The 22,842-nt window shown below is 75.5% G+C and carries 18 protein-coding genes, 2 pseudogenes and 1 riboswitch; of the genes and pseudogenes, 12 read left to right on the forward strand and 8 right to left on the reverse strand.

The features are described from left to right. Positions 1-4: 4 nt before the first annotated feature. Both thiS and thiO read right to left on the reverse strand, forming a co-directional pair. Positions 5-244: a sulfur carrier protein ThiS gene (thiS, locus tag SMD11_RS24395; protein WP_087928472.1), complete on the reverse strand. Its 240-nt coding sequence runs from the start codon at positions 242-244 to the stop codon at positions 5-7. Then, a complete protein-coding gene (gene thiO / locus SMD11_RS24400) occupies positions 241-1,419 on the reverse strand; it encodes a glycine oxidase ThiO (RefSeq protein WP_087928473.1) in 1,179 nt (392 codons plus the stop codon). Before thiO ends, thiS begins: the two co-directional genes overlap by 4 nt. Further along, a riboswitch (TPP riboswitch) is annotated at positions 1,417-1,529 on the reverse strand. It overlaps the preceding gene by 3 nt. Positions 1,530-1,776: 247 nt before the next feature. On the opposite strand from thiO, the gene SMD11_RS24405 reads away from it, so the two are divergent. The 5 genes and pseudogenes from SMD11_RS24405 (at position 1,777) to SMD11_RS37365 (ending at position 6,361) form a co-directional block, all read left to right on the forward strand. Continuing rightward, a complete protein-coding gene (locus SMD11_RS24405) occupies positions 1,777-2,946 on the forward strand; it encodes an NAD(P)/FAD-dependent oxidoreductase (protein ID WP_418952535.1) in 1,170 nt (389 codons plus the stop codon). A gap of 192 nt (positions 2,947-3,138) precedes the next feature. Then, positions 3,139-3,504: an Rv2175c family DNA-binding protein gene (locus SMD11_RS24410; RefSeq protein WP_087928475.1), complete on the forward strand. Its 366-nt coding sequence runs from the start codon at positions 3,139-3,141 to the stop codon at positions 3,502-3,504. 122 nt (positions 3,505-3,626) lie between these two features. After that, positions 3,627-4,286, forward strand: a complete 660-nt coding sequence (thiE, locus tag SMD11_RS24415) for a thiamine phosphate synthase (RefSeq protein ID WP_087928476.1) — start codon at positions 3,627-3,629, stop codon at positions 4,284-4,286. Between the two features lie 127 nt (positions 4,287-4,413). Next, entirely contained in the window at positions 4,414-5,331 is a 918-nt protein-coding gene (gene metF, locus SMD11_RS24420; RefSeq protein ID WP_087928477.1) for a methylenetetrahydrofolate reductase [NAD(P)H], read from the forward strand. A gap of 41 nt (positions 5,332-5,372) precedes the next feature. Next, positions 5,373-6,361: pseudogene (locus SMD11_RS37365) on the forward strand (hypothetical protein). A gap of 34 nt (positions 6,362-6,395) precedes the next feature. Here SMD11_RS37365 and SMD11_RS24430 read toward each other — a convergent pair. After that, positions 6,396-7,919 carry a phytoene desaturase family protein gene (locus SMD11_RS24430; protein WP_087928478.1) on the reverse strand — a complete coding sequence of 508 codons (1,524 nt, stop codon included), beginning with the start codon at positions 7,917-7,919 and terminating at the stop codon, positions 6,396-6,398. A 337-nt stretch (positions 7,920-8,256) separates the two neighbouring features. After that, on the reverse strand, positions 8,257-8,871 hold the full coding sequence (locus SMD11_RS24435) for a TetR/AcrR family transcriptional regulator (RefSeq protein WP_087928479.1): 615 nt from the start codon (positions 8,869-8,871) through the stop codon (positions 8,257-8,259). Between the two features lie 169 nt (positions 8,872-9,040). On the opposite strand from SMD11_RS24435, the gene SMD11_RS24440 reads away from it, so the two are divergent. The 3 genes from SMD11_RS24440 (at position 9,041) to SMD11_RS24450 (ending at position 11,331) form a co-directional block, all read left to right on the forward strand. Beyond that, positions 9,041-9,490, forward strand: a complete 450-nt coding sequence (locus SMD11_RS24440) for an SAV_6107 family HEPN domain-containing protein (protein ID WP_087928480.1) — start codon at positions 9,041-9,043, stop codon at positions 9,488-9,490. Positions 9,491-9,922: 432 nt separating this feature from the next. Next, on the forward strand, positions 9,923-10,687 hold the full coding sequence (locus SMD11_RS24445) for a methyltransferase (RefSeq protein ID WP_087928481.1): 765 nt from the start codon (positions 9,923-9,925) through the stop codon (positions 10,685-10,687). 239 nt (positions 10,688-10,926) lie between these two features. Beyond that, positions 10,927-11,331, forward strand: a complete 405-nt coding sequence (locus tag SMD11_RS24450) for a DUF3040 domain-containing protein (protein ID WP_087928482.1) — start codon at positions 10,927-10,929, stop codon at positions 11,329-11,331. A gap of 108 nt (positions 11,332-11,439) precedes the next feature. On the opposite strand, the pseudogene SMD11_RS24455 reads toward SMD11_RS24450, so the two are convergent. The 4 genes and pseudogenes from SMD11_RS24455 to SMD11_RS24470 all read right to left on the reverse strand — a co-directional run bounded on the left by SMD11_RS24455 (position 11,440) and on the right by SMD11_RS24470 (position 17,039). Beyond that, positions 11,440-13,928, reverse strand: a pseudogene (locus SMD11_RS24455) (transglutaminase TgpA family protein). Next, positions 13,925-15,301: a DUF58 domain-containing protein gene (locus SMD11_RS24460; protein ID WP_087928483.1), complete on the reverse strand. Its 1,377-nt coding sequence runs from the start codon at positions 15,299-15,301 to the stop codon at positions 13,925-13,927. Before SMD11_RS24460 ends, SMD11_RS24455 begins: the two are co-directional and overlap by 4 nt. Then, positions 15,301-16,323: an AAA family ATPase gene (locus tag SMD11_RS24465; protein WP_087928484.1), complete on the reverse strand. Its 1,023-nt coding sequence runs from the start codon at positions 16,321-16,323 to the stop codon at positions 15,301-15,303. Before SMD11_RS24465 ends, SMD11_RS24460 begins: the two co-directional genes overlap by 1 nt. 155 nt (positions 16,324-16,478) lie before the next feature. After that, on the reverse strand, positions 16,479-17,039 hold the full coding sequence (locus tag SMD11_RS24470) for a beta-class carbonic anhydrase (RefSeq protein ID WP_087928485.1): 561 nt from the start codon (positions 17,037-17,039) through the stop codon (positions 16,479-16,481). A 498-nt stretch (positions 17,040-17,537) separates the two neighbouring features. Here SMD11_RS24470 and rsmH point away from each other — a divergent pair, with 498 nt between their 5' ends. From rsmH to SMD11_RS24490, 4 genes are read left to right on the forward strand one after another with little or no spacing between them, the layout of a single operon-like run. Then, on the forward strand, positions 17,538-18,497 hold the full coding sequence (gene rsmH, locus SMD11_RS24475) for a 16S rRNA (cytosine(1402)-N(4))-methyltransferase RsmH (RefSeq protein ID WP_087928486.1): 960 nt from the start codon (positions 17,538-17,540) through the stop codon (positions 18,495-18,497). Further along, the gene (locus SMD11_RS24480) at positions 18,494-19,144 is read left to right on the forward strand and encodes an FtsB family cell division protein (protein ID WP_087928487.1); all 651 of its coding nucleotides are present in this window, start codon (positions 18,494-18,496) and stop codon (positions 19,142-19,144) included. Before rsmH ends, SMD11_RS24480 begins: the two co-directional genes overlap by 4 nt. A 4-nt stretch (positions 19,145-19,148) precedes the next feature. Further along, entirely contained in the window at positions 19,149-21,107 is a 1,959-nt protein-coding gene (locus tag SMD11_RS24485) for a peptidoglycan D,D-transpeptidase FtsI family protein (RefSeq protein ID WP_087928488.1), read from the forward strand. Between the two features lie 13 nt (positions 21,108-21,120). Continuing rightward, a complete protein-coding gene (locus SMD11_RS24490; RefSeq protein WP_087930711.1) occupies positions 21,121-22,809 on the forward strand; it encodes a UDP-N-acetylmuramoyl-L-alanyl-D-glutamate--2,6-diaminopimelate ligase in 1,689 nt (562 codons plus the stop codon). Positions 22,810-22,842: the final 33 nt, after the last annotated feature.

Below are 22,842 nucleotides of genomic sequence, written 5' to 3' on the forward strand. Positions count from 1 at the left end.
CTGATCAGCCTCCCTGCACTGCGGTGAGGACCTCGACGCGGTCGCCGGCGCCGAGCGTGGTGGCGGACCACTGGCCGCGCGGGACGACCGCCTCGTTGACGGCGGCCGCGACACCGCCGCGCGCGGTGGTGAGGGACCCGACGAGGGTGTCCAGGGTCAGGCCCGCGGGGATCGCGCGGCTCTCGCCGTTGACGCTGATGCCCACCTGGGCCTCGGGGCGGTCGGTGGGGTCGCTGGGGTTCATACGGGCAGCTCCTGAAGGGCGTTCGCGAAGCGTCGGGGGGAGAAGGGGCGGGCCTCGTCGGGCAGCCGCCCGGAGGTCAGCACCTCGGCCATGACGTCACCCGTCACCGGTGTGAGCAGCACGCCATTGCGGTGGTGGCCGGTGGCGGTGTGCAGGCCGGGCAGGGCCGTGGGGCCGAGCAGCGGGGCGTTGTCGGGGGAGCCGGGGCGCAGTCCGGCGAGGGTCTCCACCAGAGGCAGTTCGGTGATGCCGGGCACCAGCTCATGGGCGTCCCGCAGCAGTTCGTAGACCCCGCCCGCGGTGACGGTGGTGTCCCAGCCGAGCTCCTCGGTGGTCGCGCCGACGACCAGCTCGCCGTTCTCGCGCGGCACCAGGTACACCGGGCAGCCGCGCACCACGGCCCGCACGGTCCGGGAGAGGAAGGGCGCGTAGCCGGCCGGCACCCGCAGCCGCAGGATCTGGCCCTTCACCGGGCGGACCGGCGGCAGGACGCCCTCGGGTACGCCCGCCAGGCAGCCGCTGCGGCTGCCCGCCGCGAGCACGGTCTGTCCGGCGGACAGCCGCTCACCGTCCGCGAGTTCGGCGCCGGTGGCGCGGCCGCCCGCGCACAGCAGCCGCGTCGCGGCCGCGCGGTGGAAGATCACCCCGGCCCGCTCGCAGGCCGTGAGCAGGGCGCCCGCGAGCCGCCGCGGATCCGTCTGGTGGTCGCCGTCCACCCGCACACCCCCGCGCACGCCGGGCGCGAGCATCGGCTCCAGCCGGCGGCACTCGCGCCCGGACAGCCACTCCGCGTCGAGCCCGCAGGCGCGCTGGAGGGCGTGCAGTTCCCGCAGGTGCGCCCGGTCGTCGGCGTCGAGGGCGACGGCGAGCGTGCCGCACGCGCGGTACCCGGTGTCCCGGCCGCTCGCCTCCTCCAGCTCGGCCGTGAACGCGGGGTAGCGCCGGGCCGATTCCAGGTTCAGCGCGAGCAGGGTCTGCTCGCCGTAGTGCAGTTCGGTCACCGCGGCCAGCATCCCGGCGGCGACGTGCGCCGCCCCGCCGCCGGGCGCGGGGTCCGCGAGCGCGGTGCGCAGCCCGCGCTGCGCCGCGCGCCACGCCGTGACCAGACCGATGACACCGCCGCCGACGACGAGGACGTCGTACGTCCCCGGTGACGCGGTGGAAGACGCGTACATGGGTGTCCAGCCCCTCCCTTCGCCGGCATGACCCGGATCAGGTTCGTACGGTCGGAGGCCGTCCAGCCTCCCTCTCAGCCCGGTGCGTCCGGGCTCCCGCGAGTGCTTGCACCGGCCACCCTAGTACGCGCCGGGAAGCGACCGGAAGGCCGCTCGGACCCGGGCGGGCGGGGCGCCGGGAGCACCCGGAACGGTGGCCGCGCGCCGTGGTGTCCGCGGCCGACTGGTGAATGACCTTGTGTCGGACGTCTCGCTGCACGGTGCTGCGGGGAAGCCCGGCCCCCGCCCTACAGTGATCGGGTGAGCGACCAGACGAATACCTCCAGTGACCGGCGCGTCGTCATCGTGGGTGCCGGCATGGCCGGGGTGCAGACGGCGGTGGCCCTGCGCGAACAGGGCTGGCAGGGCACGATCACTCTGCTGGGGGCCGAGCCCCACCGGCCGTACGACCGGCCTCCCCTGTCCAAAGCGGTGCTGCTCGGCAAGGCCGAGGGCTCGGCGTTCGAGGTGGACTTCGCGTCCCTGGGCATAGATCTGCGCCTCGGGCGGGAGGTCACCGCGCTGCGCGCCGAGGAGCGCGTGCTGGAGACCTCCGCCGGGCCGGTGCCCTACGACGTGCTGGTCATCGCCACCGGCGCCCGGCCCGTCGAGCTGCCCGGCAGCGAGGGCGTGCCCGGCGTCCACCTGCTGCGCACCCTGGACGACGCGGAGGGCCTGCGTCCGGTGCTGGCCGAGCAGCGGGACGTGGTGGCCGTCGGCGCGGGCTGGATCGGTGCCGAGTTCGCGACGGCCGCCCGGGAGGCGGGCTGCGCGGTCACCGTCGTCGAGGCCGCCGACCGGCCGCTGGCGGGCGCCCTGCCCGCCGAGGTCGCCGCCCACATGGCCGCCTGGTACGCCGACAGCGGCGCCCGGCTGCTCACCGGCGCGCGGGTGGCCGCCGTGGAGGACGGCGCGGTGCTGCTCGCGGACGGCACCCGGCTGCCGGCCGGCGCGGTGGTCGTCGGCATCGGCGCCCGGCCGGACACCGACTGGCTGGCGGACTCCGGGATCGCGCTCGCGGCGGATCGTTCCGTCGCCACCGACGACCGGCTGCGCGCCTCCCTGCCCGACGTCTACGCGGTGGGCGACTGCGCGTCCTTCCCGTCCGCCCGCTACGGCGAGCGGCTGCTCGTCCACCACTGGGACAACGCCCTCCAGGGCCCGCGGACCGTCGCCGAGAACATCGCCCTCGGCCCGGCCGAGGGCCCCGTCTACGACCCGGTGCCCTACTTCTGGTCGGAGCAGTTCGGCAGGTTCGTGCAGTACGCGGGCCACCACGTCGACGGTGACGAGCTCGTCTGGCGCGGCGACCCCACCGGTGCGGCCTGGACGGTGTGCTGGCTGCGCGGCGACGTCCTCGTGGCGCTGCTGGCCGTCGGCCGGCCCCGGGACCTGGCGCAGGGCCGCAAGCTCATCGAGCGCGGCGCGGCCGTGGACCGGGAGAAGGCGGCGAACCCGTCGGTGCCCCTGAAGTCCGCCGGACTGTGACGGCTTTCCGGCCGGGGCCCGGCCGGCGCGCGGCCGGGCCCCGGCCGCGTCCCGGCCCGTGTCCCGACCGGGCTCCGGGGGGTTCGCGCCCGCTCGCCGGCCGGGTTTCCGGCCGGTTTCCTGACGACCCGCTGACGCCGGGTCGGGTCAACCCGGCTACCGACTGTCAGTCCCAGATGGCAGGCTTGTCCTGTGACCGAGATTGACGCAAAGATCGATGCTCTCGTCCCCGCCTGGCTCAACCTCCCCGACATCGCCGAAAAGCTCGGCGTCGAGGTGACGCGCGTCCGGCAGCTGGTCAAGGAGGGCCAGCTGATCGCGGTGCGCCGTGGCGAGAACCGAGTGCTCATGGTGCCCGCCGACTTCATCGGCGACGGCAAGGTGGTCAAGGGGCTGTCCGGAACCCTGACCCTGCTGCGGGACGACGGCTTCAGCGACGAGGAGATGCTGGAGTGGCTCTTCACCGCGGACCCCACCCTGCCGGGCACCCCGGCGCAGGCCCTGCGCGAGAATCGCGGCACGGAGGTGAAGCGCCGCGCCCAGGCGCTGGCCGTCTGACCCGCCGGCGGCGCCGTAGACGCGTGCGACACCCGTAGAGAAAGACCGCGAAAACCGTCCGGCGTACGGGCGTGGGGCCCGGCCCCGCGCCCGTACGCCGCCGACCCGGGGGAGAACACCCGATGTCCGTCACCGCGCGCGAGCGGCTCGCCGACGCCCGGCTGTATCTGTGCACCGACGCCCGCAAGCGCCAGGGCGACCTGCCGGAGTTCCTGGACGCGGTGCTCGCCTCGGGCGTGGACATCGTGCAGCTGCGCGACAAGGGCATGGAGGCGGGGGAGGAGCTGGAGCACCTCGCGGTCTTCGCCGACGCCGCCCGCCGGCACGGCAAGCTCCTCGCGGTCAACGACCGGGCGGACGTCGCCCACGCCATCCGTTCCGACGTGCTCCACCTCGGCCAGGGCGACCTCCCGGTGCCCGCCGCCCGTGCCGTGCTGGGCGCGGACGTGCTCGTCGGCCGCTCCACGCACGCCGAGGCTGAGGTGGCCGCCGCGGTCGCCGAGCCCGGCGTGGACTACTTCTGCACCGGCCCCTGCTGGCCCACCCCGACGAAGCCGGGGCGGCACGCCCCGGGCCTGGACCTGGTGCGCCACACCGCCGCGCTGGCCCCCGCACGGCCCTGGTTCGCGATCGGCGGCATAGACGCCGGCAATCTGGACGAGGTGCTGGACGCCGGCGCCCGCCGGATCGTCGTGGTCCGCGCGCTCACCGAGGCCGACGACCCGGGCGCGGCCGCCGCGTCGCTCGCCCGGCGCGTCCGCGACCGCGCGGCAGCGGCCTGACCGGCGGGCCGGCCCGGCCCGTGACCTGACACACGTCCTGTCCACCTTGTGGACGGGAGCCCGGCGAAACGGGCATATCGAAGCGCATGCTTGGGTGTGCCACGCCCCCGCTGGTTAACTTGCGAGTATGGCCCTTGGTACAGCCTCCACCAGGACAGATCACGCCCGTACGGTGCGTGAGCTGCTCGCCTCCGGCGAGCGGTCGTATTCGTTCGAGTTCGCGGCCCCGAAGTCCGAGAAGGGCGAACGGACCCTGTGGAACGCCATTCGCCGGATCGAGGCGGTCGGCCCCACCTTCGTGTCCGTGACCTACGGCGCCGGAGGCTCCTCCCGCGAGGGCACCGTGCGGGTGACGGAGCGCATGGCGACCGACACCACCCTCACCCCCGTCGCGCACCTGACGGCGGTCAACCACTCGACGGCGGAACTGCGCAACATCATCGGGCAGTACGCCGACGTCGGGATCCGCAACATGCTCGCGCTGCGCGGTGACCCGCCCGGCGACCCGATGGGCGAGTGGGTGCGCCACCCCGAGGGCGTCCGCTACGCCGCCGACCTCGTCCGGCTCATCAAGGAGTCCGGCGACTTCTGCGTCGGCGTCGCCGCCTTCCCGGAGATGCACCCGCGCTCCGACGACTGGGAGACGGACGTCCGGTACTTCGTGGACAAGTGCCGGGCCGGGGCCGACTTCGCCATCACCCAGATGTTCTTCTATCCCGAGGACTACCTCCGGCTGCGCGACCGGGTCGCGGCGGCGGGGTGCGACACCCCGATCATCCCCGAGATCATGCCCGTCACCAACGTCCGCCAGATCGAGCGCTTCGCCCAGCTCAGCAATGCCGCCTTCCCGCCCGAGCTGGCCGAGCGGATCCTCGCGGTCAAGGACGATCCGGCCGCTGTACGCTCGATCGGGATCGAGTACGCCACCGAGCTGTGCGCGCGCCTGATGGCCGAGGAGATTCCGGGTCTGCACTTCATTACCCTGAACCACTCCACGGCGACGCTGGAAATCTACGAGAATCTGGGGCTGCATCAGCGGTCCTGACGGCTGTTCCGGGTGCGGCAGCCGGAACGAGAGGGGCGTAAATGGGCTGGACGGTCCTCTACATCGCGTTCGGCGTCGTCGCGCTCTGGCTGCTGGGCGAGGTGCTGCTCCAGTACAAGGCGCGGCTGCGCTGGCGGCTCCTCGCCTTCGTGGGCTTCCTCGGCGTGGTCGTCGGCGTCGTCATCCCGTCCGTGGTGGTCATCGCCGTGGGCGCGATCGCCTTCGCGATCGGCCAGACCTATGTGACGCTCTCCTTCCGGCGGGGCTTCTCCACCGGCTGGTCGCTCCGCCGCGACAAGCGCGACGATCAGGGCGACCGGGACGAGCGGGGCAAGAAGGGCAAGCGGGACAAGAGCGGCGCCCCGTCCGGCACTTCGGCCGACGAGCCCTCCGGCGCGGGCGCGCCCCGGGCCGGACGGCGCCGCAAGGCCGAGCGGGCCGCGGAGCCGCTGCCCGAGCCCGCCCTCCAGGAGACCGCCGCCCTCGACCTGTCCTTCCCCGAGCCCGGCACGGGCCCGGACCTGATGCCCGGCACGCCCCCGGCGGCCGGGAGCGGCCCGGCCGCGCACGGCGGCGGCGAGGCGGCCCCGTTCACCCCGGGCGCCCAGGACGGCTCGTACGGGGGCTACGGCGACACCGGCTACGCCCCGGAGGCGCCCGCTCCGGACGGCTCCGGCTTCACCGGCTACGACACCTACGCCGGGCAGACCCCCGACCCCTCCTACGGGCAGGGCCAGGGTCAGTACGCCGCGTACTCCGACCCGTACATCGGCAGCCGCCCGCAGGCTTACGAGAACTACGACGCCTTCGGGCAGTACCAGCCGTACCCCCAGCAGTACGGGACGGGTACGTACCCCACGGACGGCTACGCACCCCAGCAGCCGCAGCAGTACGACATGGACACCCCGCCCGGCGGTGTGTGGGTGCCCCAGCAGCGCGACGGCGAGAACCCGCCGCCGCCCGGGCCGCCGCAGCAGCCCTACCCCCGCAGCAGCTGCCGGGCCACGACGGGCAGCAGTACCGCTACTGACCCGCCGCCGGCCGGGCGCCGGCCGGCGCCCGGCTCACTGCGAGCCCCGCCAGTCGGCCCCGTCCACGATGAGCCCGGCCACCATCGCGCCCGACATCCCGGCGTGTGCCAGCCCGCCGCCGGGGTGGGCGAAACCGCCCGCGAGGTACAGGCCCGGAACGTCCGTCGCGTTCCCCGGCCGCAGGAACGCCCCCTCGGCGCCCGCCAGTACGGGCGCGGGCACCCCGCCGCCCTCGGCGCCGGTCGTGGCCTCCGTGTCGGCCGGTGTGCGCACCTCCCGCCACAGCAGCCGCTCCCGCAGGCCCGGAACGGCCGCCTCCGCGGCGTCCGTCATCCGCTCCGCGAAGCCGGTGACGGCCCGCTCGTCCGTCCAGTCCACCGCGCCGTGCGGCGCGACCGTCGCCGTGAGCGTGACGGCCTCGTGCCCGTCGTCCGGCCTCGTGCCCGCGTCGTCCGGGCGCAGCACGGTCACCGTCGGCCGGTAGCGCAGGCCGTCGCCGGCCCGGGCCTCATCGAAGATCCCCGCCAACTCCGCGCCGCGGTCGGGGGTGTGGACCACCGTGCGGTGCGCGGTGCCCTCCGGGCGGCCGCCCCGCAGCGCGAGGAACACCGAGAACCGGCCGGGCGGCACCGGACCGGCGGAGTGCGGCCGTCCGCCGGCCGCGTCCGGCGCGAGCGCGGTCAGGCGGCCGGGGGAGACCGCGGCCACCACCATGTCCGCCTCGGCCCGTTCGCCGCCGGCCAGCTCCACGCCGGCGGCCCGGCCGTCCTTCTCCAGGACGCGCACCACCTCCGCGGCGAAGCGGAACTCCACCCGCCGGGCCACGCACCGCGCGTGCAGCGCGTCCGCGAGCCCCCGCATGCCGCCGCGCACGTACCAGCTGCCGAAGGTCTGCTCCATGTACGGCAGCACCGTCGCGCTCGCCGGTGCCCGCCGCGGGTCGAGCCCGTACGCCAGGGCGTGGCTCTCCAGGAGGGCCACGAGCCGGGGGTCCGTCAGCTCTCTCTCGGCGACGGACGCGAGCGTGGCCGGGGCGTTCCGCCGGAACAGGCCGCGCCTGCGCACCGCCGGGTAGGGGTCACGCGCCAGTGCCTCGCGGGCGGCGGGCCCGGCCCGCAGCGGCTCCTCCAGCAGCGGCCGCCGGGTCGCGTCCCAGACCTCGCGGGCCCGGTTGACCAGCTCGCTCCAGCGCTCGCCCGCGCCCGCGCCGACCGCCTCGTCCAGGGCCCGGACCACACCGGCGCGGGAGGCGTTGGGCAGCGAGACGGCCGTGCCGTCGGCGAAGACGTGACCGCTCGCCGGGTCGACCTGGACGAGCTCGACGCTGTGCTCCAGGGACTCCTTGCCGGTCTTGACGAACAGATCGCGGTAGACCGCCGGCAGGTGCAGCAGCCCCGGCCCGGTGTCGAAGGCGAAACCTTCCCTCGCCAGCCGTCCGACCCCGCCGCCGTGCGTCTCCGCCCGCTCGTACACCGCCACCCGGTGGCCCGCGACGGCCAGCCTGGCGGCGGCTGCCATCGCGCCCGTCCCGGCGCCGATCACCGCAATCCGTGCCATGGGTGCGACTTTATCCGGCGGCACCCGATGGGGCTGAACGCTCAGGCGTGAGTACGCGTACTCAGAGGAGGAGATGAGTAGCCGCACGGATGGTCCGCACCGCCCGGAAGGGGAGAGTGGTGACCACGGAAGGGGCGCGGGTTCCCGGACCGCCGACACGGGGCGGCGGAACGGGCCGCGGCCCCTGACGTGACCGGGGGAGCACGGGGGTCCCGCGGAAACGGGGGCTCGGGGGGAACACGGGGGAACGCTGTTCCGGCGTCGGCCGAGGGGGATCGGTCCGCGCCGGAACAGCGCCCGGGTCCGCCGCGCGCCGGCCGCCCCGGTGCCGCCGCCGCTAGCGGGCGCCGCCGCCGACCCGCCCCTGGAGCAGCCGCGAGAGCGCCGCGTGCACGTCGTCGATCGACCGCTCGGGCTGGAACGACTGCCAGTCCAGGGCCGCCACCAGCACCATCCCGAAGAGCGCGGACGCCGTCAGCGGGATGTCGACCTCCGGGCCCAGCTCGCCCGCCGCCACCGCCTCCCGCAGGATCGACTCGATCACCGCGATCGTCCGCTGCCGCACCTCGGTCAGCGTCGGCTGCCAGGCCCGGTTGGTCCGCCACAGCTCCGCCACGTACAGCCGGGTCAGCGCCGGGTAGCGGGCGATGAAGTCCAGCGCGGCCCGGATCATCGCGTCCAGGGCGTCCACCCGGCCGCCGCCGCGGCCGGCCATCTCGTCCGCCGCCTGCTGGAGGGACTCGGCCAGCAGCTCCATGCCGTGCCGCAGCAGCTCCTCGAAGAGCACGGTCTTGCTGGCGAAGTTGTAGTAGACCGTGCCCTTGGCGACTCCGGCCCGTTCGGCGATCTCGTCCACGGTGGTGGAGGAGAAGCCCTGTTCGGCGATGAGGGTGACCGCGGCTTCGAAGAGCTTCCGCCGGGTGTTCCGGCGGCGCGTGCTGCTGCTGTCCATGAACCGATTCTCCCTGCCGTCGCCCGGCCGCCGGCGCTGCCGTCAACTCCATGCCACGACTTGGGCGTTCGCGCAGCTCAGGCCGATTGTCAGTGGTATGCGCCACGATGGGGACAGATGGCGGCTCCGCCTCCGCGCGGTGGCCCGCCCCCGACGAAGGAGGTTCGTCATGGCTCGTAGCGCGAGCGGCGTCCGTCCCGTGCCGCGCCCCGCCGCGGTCCCGTCCGCGGCCCTCGACCTGCTCTCCCAGGCGCACGACGGCCTGGTGGAGGCCGCCGCCCTCGAAGCCCCCCACGAGCGGTACGCCACGGCGCACCTCGCCGCCCTGCGCACCGCCGCCGCGGTCCTCGCCGTCCGCGGCCGCCCGGAGACCACGGAGCGGCGCCGCCGCCGCATCCGCAGCGCCTGGGAGGTCCTCCCGGAGGTCGCGCCGGAACTGTCCGAATGGAGCGCGCTGTTCGCCTCCGGCGCGGCCCGCCGGGCCCGCGCGGAGGCGGGCATCCCCTCGGCGGCGACGGCCCGTGAGGCGGACGACCTGCTGCGGGACGCGGCGGTGTTCCTGCGGCTGGTGGAGGCGGAGCTGTCCGTGCCGCGGCGACTGCCGCGCGAGGCGGGCTGAGGCGCGGGTGGTGGCTCCTGCCCTGCCCCTTCCCGTAACCGGGGGCTCCGCCCCGGGCCCCGGTCCTCAAACTCCCCCAGCTACCGCTGGGAGGTGCCCCCGGACGGGCTGAAATCAGCCCGTCCGGCGCTTGAGGACACCGCGCGGAGCGCGGAAAAAGGGGGGCCGGGGAAACACCCCCGGTTCGGGAAGGGGCGGGGCCGGGGAAAGGACACCTCCACCCCACCACCCGCGGAGGCGGTCTGTCGCTCGCGCCCGCTCCCGCGCAAACTGTTCCGGTTCCGCCACCCTCGGCGAGCGGCCCGCGTCGTCGTCGGAGGCGCACGATCCGGCCCATTAGGCTGGGAGCCGCACGCCCAGGTCAGCCGGGCGTCCGCGTCGGCTGTCCGGCCGTTCCACCCCTTTCGTCGCACTGTCGAGGAGCCACCCGCCGTGTCAGACCCGCTGCGCCCCCGGGCGTCCCTCCGTACCGCCGTGGTCTGGGAGGTCCTGCGGGACGCCCTGGACCGCCGGGTCAAGGCCGCCGGGCGGGATACCGGAGGTGTGCTGGAGGTCCTCGACACCGGCGGCGGCTCCGGCAAGTTCGCGGTGCCGGTCGCCCGCCTCGGCCACCATGTGACCGTCGTGGACCCGAGCCCCAACGCCCTGTTCGCGCTGGAGCGCCGGGCCGCCGAGGCCGGTGTCGCCGACCGCGTGCGCGGTGTCCAGGGCGACGCCCACGGCCTCTTCGACGTCGTGGAGCGCGGCGCCTACGACGCCGTCCTGTGCCACGGCGTGCTGGAGTACGTGGACGAGCCCGCCGAGGGCGTCCGCAACGTCGTCGAGGCGCTCCGTCCCGCCGGCACCCTCAGCCTGCTGGCCGCGGGCCAGGGCGGCGCCGTGCTCGCCCGCGCCCTCGCCGGTCACTTCGCCGAGGCCAAGCAGGTCCTCACCGACCCCACGGGCCACTGGGGCACCGGCGACCCCGTCCCGCGCCGGTTCACCGCCGACCAGCTGTCCGCGCTGGTCACCGCGGCCGGCCTGGAGGTCGGGGCGGTGCACGGCGTGCGGGTCTTCGCCGATCTGGTGCCGGGCGTGCTGCTCGACGCCGAGCCCGGCGCCATGGCCGCCCTGCTGGAGCTGGAGGCCGTCGCCGCCGAGCTGCCCGCCTTCCACTCCGTGGCCACTCAACTGCACGTCCTGGCCGAGCGTGGCTGACCGCGCGCGGTAGGTCACAGGCCACCCGATCAGCCGCTTCGCCCCGTATGATCGGGGGACACCGTCCGGCATGGCGTATCGGCGGAGCGGGAATGTACGTCTCGACACCACCGATCGCCAGGCCGGCAGCGGTGGGCGGATTGGCGCAGAGGGGCGGGTTTCACGGGGGCGATTCCCTGCCTATCCTTGGAAGGGCCGCACCCCGGTCGCCCCCCGCGACCGACGAGTAGGAGGACTCCGTGCCGCTCTCGGAGCACGAGCAGCGCATGCTCGAGCAGATGGAGCGAGCGCTGTACGCCGAAGATCCCAAGTTCGCGACAGCGCTCGAGGGCAGCGGCCTGCGCACGTACACCCGGCGACGGGTCTACCAGGCGGTCGCCGGATTTCTGGTGGGCATCGCGCTCCTCATGACCGGCGTGATGATTCCGGGGCAGTACTGGATCAGCGTGGTGGGCTTCCTCGTGATGCTGGGGTGCGCGGCACTGGCCGTCACCGGCTGGCGCAAGGCCCCGAGGCCCGGTGACCGGCGAGGCGCCGCGGGCCCCATGGCGGGCCCGAGCCGCGGCCAGGCCCGGCAGCGCCGGACCGTGATGGACCGCATCGAGCAGCGCTGGCAGCGCCGACGCGACGAGCAGGGCCACTGAGCCCCTTCTCTTTTTGAACTATGCCTTTCGGCGTGGGGCCGGGACAGGATGTCCCGGCCCCACGCCGTTTCCGTTTCCGCTTCGCCCCTGACGCCGCCTGACGGCTCGTCAGCCGCGCGGGCGGGCCGGGCGCAGGGCCGCCCCCGCCCGGCGCCAGAGGGCCGCGGGCCGGCCCGTCCGCAGCCGCTCGGCCGCCGCGGACCGGCGCCGGGCGAGCTCCCACAGCACCCGGGCCGCGGAGCGCGGTGCCAGGGACGCCCGCAGCCGGGCACCCCGCCCCGCGTGGGCCCGCAGCCCGGCCAGGACGCGGCCGACGTCGCCCGCCAGCCCGTCGGCCGGCCGCGGCCGGGGCGCGTACAGCACCTGCTCGACCGCCGTGGCGACCCGGCCCGCGGACTCGGCGGCGGCCCCCTCCAGCCCTCCGAGCCGGACGATCCGCTCCGCCGCGCTCCGCGGCGACCGGGCCTCGTCGGGCGCGATGCCGTAGTCCCAGGCGGAGTCGGTGAGCTCCCGCCAGGCCGCCAGGGTGCGCTCCGCCACCACGGCGTCCCGCTCCGCCACCGGGGCCGGGTCGTCCCCGGTCCCCGGAGCCGGGCCCTCCGGCGCCCGGCCCGCCCGCCCGCGCCGCCGGGGCGCGGTGGCCGCGAGCCTGCGGGCCCGGACCCGCCCGCGCCACAGCAGCGGCAGCAGGGGCAGCGCCGCCACGGCCAGGACGGCCACCGCGATACCCGCCACCGCGCCCGGCGAGAGGCCGTCGTCGGTCGTGCCACCGCCGCCCGCCTGCCGCGCCGGCGGCACACAGCCCTCCTGCTTCTTCATCTGCGCCGTGCAGCGGTCGTCCGCCGCCGGCGGCGCGGCCGGTGCCGCGGAACGGTCCGGCACCGGGCTCGGCGCACCGGGGTCGACCGCGGACGGCTGCTGGGAGACGGTGTACTCGGGCGCCGAGCCCCGGCTGGGCGTCGGCTCGAAGCGGGTCCAGCCCGCCCCTCGAAATACAGCTCGGGCCAGGCGTGCGCGTCCTTGGAGCCGACGGACACCGAGCCGTCCGCCTGCGGGGTGCCCGGCATGAAGCCGACCGCGACCCGGGCGGGGATGCCCAGCGTCCGGGCCATGGCGGCCATCGAGAAGGAGAAATGGACACAGAAGCCCCGCTTGTCCTTCAGGAACTTCGCGACGGCCTGGCCGTCGCTGCCCGAGTCGACCTCCGTGTCGTACCGGAAGCCGCCGTCGACCGCGAACCAGTCCTGGAGCCGCACCGCCTGCTGATAGGCGTTGGCCGAGCCGGCCGTCACCTCCCGGGCCGTCCGGGCCACCACCGACGGCAGCGACGAGGGCACCTTGGTGTACTCGCGCAGCACCTGGGTGGGCGGCGCGGGCGCCTCCGCGAGCTGCTCGGCCGTCGGCTCCACCAGCAGGCTCGACACCTGATAGCGCAGGCCCCGGGTCGTCTGCCCGCGCTCGCCCACCAGGGCGCGGCCCTCCGGCTCGTACCGCCACCGGCCGTCGGCCCGCACCCGCTCGGCGGGGTAGGGGAGCGGGAGGTAGTTCTGCGCGTACGAACCGGAGGCGGCGACGGAGGTGTTGACCAGGTCCGCGCGGACGTCGGGGGCGAGGCCGGCCGGGGTGGGCAGCTCGTCCGGCAGGTCCGTCAGCCGGCGGTCGGAGGAGCGCCACGAGGAGCCGTCGAACTGGTCGAGGGCGACGATGCGCAGATACAGGTCGCGGGTGTTCGCCGTGGAGGTGCGGTAGCGCATCACCTCGCGGTTCACCGGCTGCTTCAGGCTGTCCTGGAGCGCGACGAGCGGCTTGACCGAGGTGACCCCGTCGGCGCCGCCGCCGGACCCGCCGCTCCGGCCGGGGGACTCCAGCAGACCGCTGTCCATCGTCGGCAGCATGGCCGGCACCACCAGCGCGATGCCCAGCACGAGCGCGCCGATCCGCCGGCCCGTGCGCACCGGGGCGGGCACGGAGCCCGCCGGGGCGAAGCCGGAGCCGCCCGCCCCGCCGCCGAACACCCGGCCCCACCGGGCGAGCCGGTCCCGGCCCTCGGCCAGCAGCAGCACCAGATACCCGGCCGCCGCCACCAGGAACCACAGCCAGTCCGTGCCGTCCTTCGCCAGCCCGGCCGCCACGGAGTAGAGCGCCAGCAGGGGCAGACCCGCGGGCGCGGCGACGCCGTACGTCACCGCCAGGGCGTCCACGACCAGGCCGACCACCAGCACGCCGCCGACCAGCAGCAGCCTGATGCCCGTCGTCGCCGGGGCGGGGATGGCGTACCGGCCGACGTCCTCGGCGCCCTCCTGGACCAGCTGGCCGAACTCGCGGAAGGCGTCCGGGCCCGGCAGCAGCCCGCCGACCGCCCGGGAACCGGCGAAGACCACGGTGAGCAGCAGCAGGCCCGCCAGGGCCTGCGCGGCCACCGTCAGGGGCCGGGCCAGCGGCACCCGGCGGCCGAGCACGCCCACCGCCGTCTGCACGGCCAGCAGCAGCGCGGCCTGGAGGATCCAGCCCGACCTCTCGACGAGCGGCAGCAGCGCGCAGGCCGCCGCCAGGGTGGCCAGCGCGGCGCACACCGCCAGCCGCATCCGCCCGCTCACGCGACGCCTCCCCGCTGCCCCGCCGTGCCCGAGGGGGCGCCCGCCAGCCGCCACAGCTCGGGCAGCGAGGCGCCCGGGGCGACGGGCAGCGCCGCCCAGCCCGCCTCGCGCAGCACCCGCAGCCGCCCCTCGGCGGCCTCCCGGGCCCGGGGGTCGTGGGCGCGGGCGTCCGCCGCCCAGGCCGCCGGGTCCAGCACGAAGGCCACCGCCGCGCGGCTGCGCCCGCGCATCCGCGCGACCACCGCCGTCTCCGCCTCGTCGAGCCCGCCCAGGAACGCCACCAGCAGCCCCTCACCGCCGCGGAGCAGCGCGTCGTACGCGGGCGACAGGCCGTCGCCCGCGGAGTGGTCGACCACCGCCAGGGTGTCCAGCATCAGGCCCGCCGCGTCCGAGGTGCCGTGGGCGCCGCCCCCGCCGTCCGGGCCGGGCAGCACACCGCCCGTGTCCGTCAGCAGCCGCACCGCGAACCCCCGCTCCAGCAGATGGACGGCGGCCGAGGCCGCCCCGGACACCGCCCACTCGAAGGGGGCGTCCGGCCCCACGCCCTCGTAGGCGACGGCGCGGGTGTCCAGCAGGACCGTGCAGTGCGCCCGCTGCGGCTGCTCCTCGCGGCGCACCATCAGCTCGCCGTGGCGCGCGGTGGAGCGCCAGTGCACCCGGCGCAGGTCGTCGCCGTGGCGGTAGCCGCGCGGGATGACGTCGTCCTCGCCGGCCAGGGCGAGCGACCGCAGGCGGCCGTCGCCGTGACCGGAGGCCTCGCCGCCGAGGCGCACCGGGGGCAGCGGATCGACGCGCGGGACGACCGTGAGGGTGTCGAAGGCGCTGAAGCCGCGGGTGAGCTCGCACATGCCGAAGGGGTCCGTCAGCCGCAGCTGGAGCGGGCCGAGCGGATAGCGCCCGCGCAGCTCGGAGCGGACCCGGTAGGCCACCTCGCGCCGGCCGCCGGGCTCCACCCGGTCCAGCACGAAGCGGGGGCGGGGCCCCAGGACGTACGGCACCCGGTCCTGGAGCATCAGCAGGCCCGTGGGCAGCCGGGAGACGTTGTCGATCCGGAGGTGCACCCGGGCCTCGGCGGCCGTGGACACCCGGGCGGGCGTGAGCCGCCGGCTGCCCGTGACCCGGTGGCGGGTGCCGTGCAGCACCAGCACGCACACCAGCGGCAGCACGGCCAGCAGCAGCCCCACCCGCAGCAGGTCGGACTGGCCCAGGACGTACGCGCAGCCGGCCGCGGCGACGCCGGCGGCGAGGAACGAGCGGCCGCGGGTGGTCAGCCCGCCGAGCGCGGCCCACAGGCCCCGGAGATATCCCGGGTCCGGCTCCCGCGCCCCGTCGCCGGGCAGGCCGGCCCCCGGGGCGCTCTCCCCCCGGTCCATCACAGCCTCCGCGCGCCCGGGGGCCGCTGGCCGTTGGACGCCCAGCGGTGCTGTGCGGCCGGGTCGGGCACGGGGATGCGCTGGAGGAGCTCCAGGACGATCTGCTCGGCCGTGCGGCGGCCGAGCTGGGCCTGCGCCGTGGGCAGCAGCCGGTGCGCGAGCACCGCGACGGCCAGCGCCTGGACGTCGTCGGGCAGGGCGTACTCCCGGCCGGCCAGGGCGGCGGCGGCCTTCGCGGCCCGCACCAGGTGGAGCGTCGCGCGCGGCGACGCGCCGAGTCTCAGCTCGGGGTGATGGCGCGTCGCGGCGACCAGGTCCACCGCGTAGCGGCGGACGGAGTCGGCGACGTGCACCGTGCGGACCGCGTCGACCAGCTTGAGGATGTCGTGGGCGTGGGCCACCGGCTGGAGGTCGTCCAGCGGGGCGACGACGCCGTGGGCGTCGAGCATCCGCATCTCGGCCTCGGGGCTGGGGTAGCCCATCGAGACCCGGGCCATGAAGCGGTCGCGCTGCGCCTCGGGCAGCGGGTAGGTGCCCTCCATCTCGACCGGGTTCTGGGTGGCCACCACCATGAACGGGCTGGGCAGTTCGTAGGTGTGGCCGTCGACGGTGACCTGCCGCTCCTCCATCGACTCCAGCAGCGCCGACTGGGTCTTGGGCGAGGCGCGGTTGATCTCGTCGCCGATCACGATCTGGGCGAAGATCGCGCCGGGCTTGAACTCGAAGTCCCGCCGCTGCTGGTCGAAGACGCTCACGCCCGTGATGTCGGACGGGAGGAGGTCCGGGGTGAACTGGATGCGCCGCACCGAGCAGTCGATGGACCGGGCCAGCGCCTTGGCGAGCATCGTCTTGCCCACCCCGGGGACGTCCTCGATCAGCAGGTGCCCCTCGGCGAGCAGGACCGTCAGCGAGAGCCGTACGACCTCCGGCTTGCCCTCGATCACACCCTCCACCGCCCTGCGGACCCGCTCGGCGGTGGTGGTCACATCGCTGAGGCTCGCTCGCTCGTCATACGTCGTCACCCGGCCCTCCTCGGCCCTCCTGCGGGCCGGGCCCGACACACGGACCCGGCCCACCCCGAAATACGGACACCGCGCACACCGCGGAAAAGCGGCCACCGCGCCCACTCCACGCATTCTGGCCGCCTGCGCGGTGTCCCGTCACCGCCTGTGGACAATCAGTCCTGAGGGTCGATCTCGCGCAGCAGACCCGTGGTGACGTCGAAGATGAATCCGCGCACGTCGTCGGTGTGCGGCAGGAACGGCGAGGTCCGGACGCGCTGCATGGACTGCCGGACATCCTGCTCCAGGTCCTTGAAGGCCTCCACCGCCCACGCCGGGCGCTGGCCGACCTCGGCCTCGATCTCGTGCCGGAAGTCCTCGGTCAGGCTGAGCAGGCCGCAGCCGGTGTGGTGGATCAGCACCACGGAGCGGGTGCCGAGCGCCCGCTGGCTGATGGTCAGCGAGCGGATGATGTCGTCCGTGACCACACCGCCGGCGTTGCGGATGGTGTGGCAGTCGCCGAGCTCGAGGCCGAGCGCGGCGTGCAGGTCGAGGCGGGCGTCCATACAGGCCACCACGGCGACCTTGAGGACGGGACGGGCGTCCATACCGGGGTCGGTGAACGCGGCGGCGTACTTGGCGTTGGCCTGGACGAGACGGTCGGTGACCGTGCCCTGGGAGGGGGCGCGATCGCTTTCGGAGCTCTGAGGCGCCGGCTGGGACGCGGATATCGACATATGAACGAAGGTAGTCGGCGAACGGTCCTCAGGCTTGTTCCAGCGCCGACAAAATACCCCTGACGTGCCCTCCTGTGAGGTAAGCCACAGGCCGGAGCGGTCTGCGGCCGTACGGGTGAGGGGCGCGCCGGACCGTGTCACCCAAGATCGACCCCGGCCGCCCGAAGCTCCGCCCGGGAGTCCGCCCGGAGCGCTCCGCACGCGCCCCGCGCCCGCGCCGGGACGCGCTCTCCGGTTGGTTGACCGAGGGGACGAGTGGACTAAAGTGGCGCGAAGTGGGAGGCCTCACGCTCCCCTTGGATCCGAAAAACCCACACGTGCGCGACGCGGACGTACCTCTCGGCCTCCTCCCGCTCCCCGGTCGCCTGGCGTCACTTCCCCGGTGCCAGACCGGCCGCTTCCCCTTGGGGCGGGTGGGGACCCAGCGGTACGTGCGCCCCGCGCCCCCTCCGGATTCGCCGTGCACACGCCGAACCGGGCCGAATCTCAGAAGGGCGCATGAGCAGCAACGCGCGACACGTCCCCGTCATGCTCCAGCGCTGCCTGGACATGCTCGCTCCCGCTCTCACCGAGCCCGGCGCCGTCGTCGTCGACTGCACCCTGGGCGCGGGCGGCCACAGCGAGGCGCTGCTCACCCGGTTCCCGGAGGCCCGGCTCGTGGCCCTCGACCGCGACCCCACCGCCCTCGCGCTGGCCGGCGAGCGGCTGGCCCCCTTCGGCGACCGCGCCACCCTGGTCCGCGCCGTCTACCACGAGCTGCCCGACGTGCTGGCCCGGCTCGGCATCCCCCGCGTCCAGGGCGTCCTCTTCGACCTCGGCGTCTCCTCCATGCAGCTGGACGAGGCCGACCGCGGCTTCGCCTACGCCCAGGACGCCCCCCTGGACATGCGGATGGACCAGACCACCGGCATCAGCGCGGCCGACGTCCTCAACACCTACGCCCCCGGCGACCTGGTGCGCATCCTGCGCAGCTACGGCGAGGAGAAGCAGGCCAAGCGGATCGTCGAGGCCGTCGTCAAGGGGCGCGCCAAGGAGCCCTTCACCAACAGTGCCCGGCTCGTCGAGCTCATCCGCGACGCGCTCCCGCAGGCCGCCAAGCGCCACGGCGGCAACCCCGCCAAGCGGACCTTCCAGGCCCTGCGCATCGAGGTCAACGCCGAGCTGGCCAGCGTCGAGGCGGCCATCCCGGCCGCCGTCGCCGCCCTCGCCGTCGGCGGCCGGATCGCCGTGCTCTCCTACCAGTCGCTGGAGGACCGCATCGTCAAGCAGGTCTTCGCCGCCGGCGCCGCCACCACCGCGCCCCCCGGACTGCCCGTCGTGCCCGAGCGCTACCAGCCCCGGCTGAAGCTGCTCACCCGGGGCGCGGAGCTGCCCACCGAGGAGGAGGTCGCCGAGAACCGGCGGGCCGCCCCCGCCCGGCTGCGCGGCGCCGAGCGCATCCGGGAGGAAGCCCCATGACCCCGGCCGCCGCCCGCGGCCGGGGCGCCCGGCTCGGCCGGCTGCGCGTCGTGGGACCGGCCGGGGCGAAACGCACCCCGTTCGTCCTGCTGGTGGTGGTGCTGCTCGGCTCCGGCCTGATCTCGCTGCTGCTCCTCAATTCCTCGCTCAACCAGGGCTCCTTCGACCTCACCCGGCTCCAGCGCGAGACCACCGAGCTCACCGACGAGCAGCAGGCCCTCCAGCAGGAGGTCGACCGGCTCGCCGCCCCCGACGCCCTGGAGCGCCGCGCCCGCGAGCTGGGCATGGTCCCCGGCGGCAACCCCGCCTTCCTCGGCCCCGACGGCACCGTGCGCGGCGCCCCGGCCCCGGCCGGCGCCATGGACGCCACGGGCTGGACCGCGCCGCTCGCCCCCTCGGCGGGCCCGGCCCCGGCCGCGCAGGTCCCCGCGGCGAACACGGCCCCCTCGGCGCCGCCCGCCGCTCCGGTCCCCCCTGGCGGCCCGGCCCCCGCGGCCCCGGCCGCACCCCCCGCCCCGCAGTCCGTGCCCGCTCCGGCCGTGTCGGTGCCCGCCGCACCCGCCGCACCACCGGCACCATGGGCAGCGACCGGCGCCCCCGCCCCGACCGTGCCGGACAACCCGACCACCCCGATCACCGGCAGGTGACGCTGTGCCGCAGACCCCCGGAGGCCGGCCCCCCAGGCAGCCCGGACCCCGCCGCGGCGTGCCCGGCCCCGCGCGCGCCGCACGGCCCCCCGCCCGGTCGCCGGCCCGCCCCGCCGCCCGCCCCCGCCCCGGCTCCCTGCCGCTCCGGCTCGGCAGCCCCCGCCCCCGGCTGCGCATGGTCGGCCTCGGGCTCGCGCTCGTCCTGCTGGCCTTCACCGTGCGCCTGCTCCAGGTGCAGGCCTTCGACGCGAGCGCGTACGCGGCCCGCGCCAACGTCAACCGCTACATCCCGGTGACCCTGGCCGCCGAGCGAGGCACCATCACCGACCGCACCGGAGTGGCCCTCGCCACCACCGTCGACGCCTACGACATCACCGCCGCGCCCGACCTGCTCACGCCCGACCGGATCAGGACCGAGGGCGCGGCCCGGAAGGCCGCCGCGCTGCTCGCCCCGGTCCTGGACCAGAGCCCGGACGTGCTGGAGCGCAAGCTCACGGCCAACCCCAAGTCGAAGTACGTGGTGCTGGCCCGCCAGCAGACCCCCAAGACCTGGACCCGCGTCAAGGAGCTCAAGAAGCGCTCGGCCGCCGGGGCGGCGAAGAAGAAGGGCGCCGCCGACGTCCTCGCCGGCATCAACCGCGAGCCGCACAGCAAGCGCGTCTACCCCAACGGCGGCCTCGGCTCCGGGATACTGGGCTTCGTGAACGCCGAGGGCCGTGGCGGCGGCGGCATCGAGGCCCAGCTGGACAAGGTGCTGGCCGGCCGGGACGGCAAGCTCGTCTACGCCCAGTCCGGCGGCCGCCAGGTGCCCACGGGCGACGTCAAGGAGCAGCCCGCCGTGCCCGGCTCCCAGGTCGAGCTGACCATCGACCGGGACATCCAGTGGGCAGCCCAGAGCGCCATCACCCGCCAGGTGGAGGAGTCCGGGGCCGACCGCGGCTACGTCGTCGTCCAGGACACCCGCTCCGGCGAGATCCTCGCCATGGCCAACGCCCCCGGCTACGACCCCAACGACCTCGCGCACGCCGACAGCGGCTCGCTGGGCAACGCCGCGCTCCAGGACGCCTACGAACCGGGCAGCGTCAGCAAGGTCATGACCATGGCCGCCGTCCTGGAGGAGGGCGCCGCCACCCCGCAGACCCGGGTCGAGGTGCCCAACCGGCTGCCGCGCGCGGACCGGGCCTTCGCCGACGACATCGACCACGCCACCTGGCACCTCACGCTCAACGGCGTGCTCGCCAAGTCCAGCAACATCGGCACCATCCTGGCCGCCGAACAGCTCGGCAAGGACCAGCCGCAGGCCAACCGGGTCCTCCACTCCTACCTGCGGAAGTTCGGCATCGGCGAGCCCACCGGGCTCGGCTTCCCCGGCGAGACGCCCGGCATCCTCGCCGAGCCGGGCAAGTGGAGCGCCTCCCAGCAGTACACCATCCCCTTCGGCCAGGGCCTGTCCCTCAACGCCGTCCAGGCCGCGTCCGTCTACTCCACCATCGCGGGCGGCGGCGAGCGGGTCCGGCCCACCCTCGTGCGCGGCACCAAGGGCCCCGACGGCCGCTTCACCCCCGCACCCACCCCGCCGCGCACCCGGGTGGTGAGCGAGAAGACCGCCAAGAGCCTCCGGGACATGCTGGAGTCCGTGGTCGACGACCGCGAGGGCACCGGCACCAAGGCGAAGATCCCCGGCTACCGCGTCGCGGGCAAGACCGGCACCTCCAACCGGGTGGACCCGGTCACCGGCCGCTACCACGGCTACACCGCCTCCTTCGCCGGCTTCGCCCCCGCCGACCAGCCGCGGATCACCGTCTACTGCGCCATCCAGAACCCCACCAAGGGGAGTTACTTCGGCGGCCAGATCTGCGGCCCCGTCTACAAGCAGGTGATGGAGTTCTCCCTGAAGACCCTCCAGGTACCGCCGTCCGGCACCCAGCCCCCGCGGCTGCCGGTCGGCTACGACGACGAGTGAGCCGGTGACGGCCGTGACGACCATCACTCCCGATCCCGGGAACCGCGGCCCGGACCGCCCCTCGCTTCGCGACGGGGCGGGTCCGCCCGGTACGCTCACCGCCGTGCCACACGCTGATCAGTCACCCACCACCCAGGACGCCCCCGCCGTACAGCCGGGAGCGCCCCGCCCCACCCACGTCCGCCCCGCGCCCCTCGCGGAGCTGGCCGGTCAGCTGGGCATCGCCGCCCCGGGTGACGCCGACGTCACCGGGATCACGCACGACTCACGGGCCGTGCGGCCGGGCGACGTCTACGCCGCACTGCCCGGTGCCCGCTTCCACGGCGCCGACTTCGCGGCCCAGGCCGCCGGCCTCGGCGCCGTCGCCGTGCTGACCGACTCGGCCGGCGCCGAGCGCGCCGCCGCCACCGGGCTGCCCGTCCTCGCCGTCGCCGACCCGCGCGGCCGGATGGGCGAGCTCGCGGCGACGATCTACGGACAGCCGGGCCGCGACCTGCTCCAGATCGGCATCACGGGAACCTCCGGCAAGACCACCACCGCCTACCTCATCGAGGGCGGCCTCAAGGCCATGGGCGGGCTCACCGGCCTCATCGGCACCGTCGAGTCCCGCATCGGCGACGAGCGGATCAAGTCCGAGCGCACCACCCCCGAGGCCACCGACCTCCAGGCGCTCTTCGCCGTCATGCGCGAGCGCGGCGTCCGCTCGGTCGCCATGGAGGTCTCCAGCCACGCCCTGGTGCTCGGCCGCGTCGACGGCTGCGTCTTCGACGTCGCGGTCTTCAACAACCTCAGCCCGGAGCACATGGAGTTCCACACGGGCATGGAGGACTACTTCCAGGCCAAGGCGGAGCTCTTCACCAAGGCGCGCAGCCGCGTCGGCGTCGTCAACCTCGACGACGAGTACGGCCGCCGGCTCGCCGAGGGCGCCTCCGAGGTCCCGGTCACCACCTTCTCCGCCGAGGGCCACCCCGACGCCGACTGGCGCGCCGCCGACGTCGAGACCGGTCCCTTCGACTCGGTCTTCACCGTCCTCGGCCCGAACGGCGAGCGCGTCCGCGCCCGGTCCCCGCTGGCCGGCCCGTTCAACGTCGCCAACGCCCTGGCCGCGATCACCGCGCTCGTCGCCGCCGGCGCCGACCCGCAGACCGCCGCCGACGGCGTCGCCGGCGTGCCCGGCGTGCCCGGCCGCCTGGAGCGCGTCGACGCGGGCCAGCCCTACCTGGCCGTCGTCGACTACGCCCACAAGACCGACGCCGTCGAATCGGTTCTCCGCGCCCTGCGCAAGGTCACCGAGGGCCGCATCCACGCGGTGCTCGGCTGCGGCGGCGACCGCGACCGGACCAAGCGCGCCCCCATGGGCGCCGCCCTGGCCCGGCTCGCCGACACCGCCGTGCTGACCTCCGACAACCCCCGCTCCGAGGACCCCCTCGCGATCCTCGCCGCCATGCTCGCGGGCGCCGCCGAGGTACCGGCCCACGAGCGCGGCACGGTCCTCCTCGCGGAGGAGCGGGCCGACGCCATCGCCGCCGCGGTGGCCCGCGCCGAGCCCGGCGACGCCGTCCTCGTCCTCGGCAAGGGCCATGAACAGGGCCAGGACATCGCCGGAGTCGTACGCCCCTTCGACGACCGCCAGGTGCTGCGCGAGGCCATCGAGGCCGCGCGGCCCGGAGCGTCGACCAAGCACCGGAACGACCAGGGATGACAGACCGCCATGCGCGCACAACCCTCCCCCCGG

This window comes from Streptomyces albireticuli, from assembly GCF_002192455.1.
Lineage (GTDB): Bacteria > Actinomycetota > Actinomycetes > Streptomycetales > Streptomycetaceae > Streptomyces > Streptomyces albireticuli_B.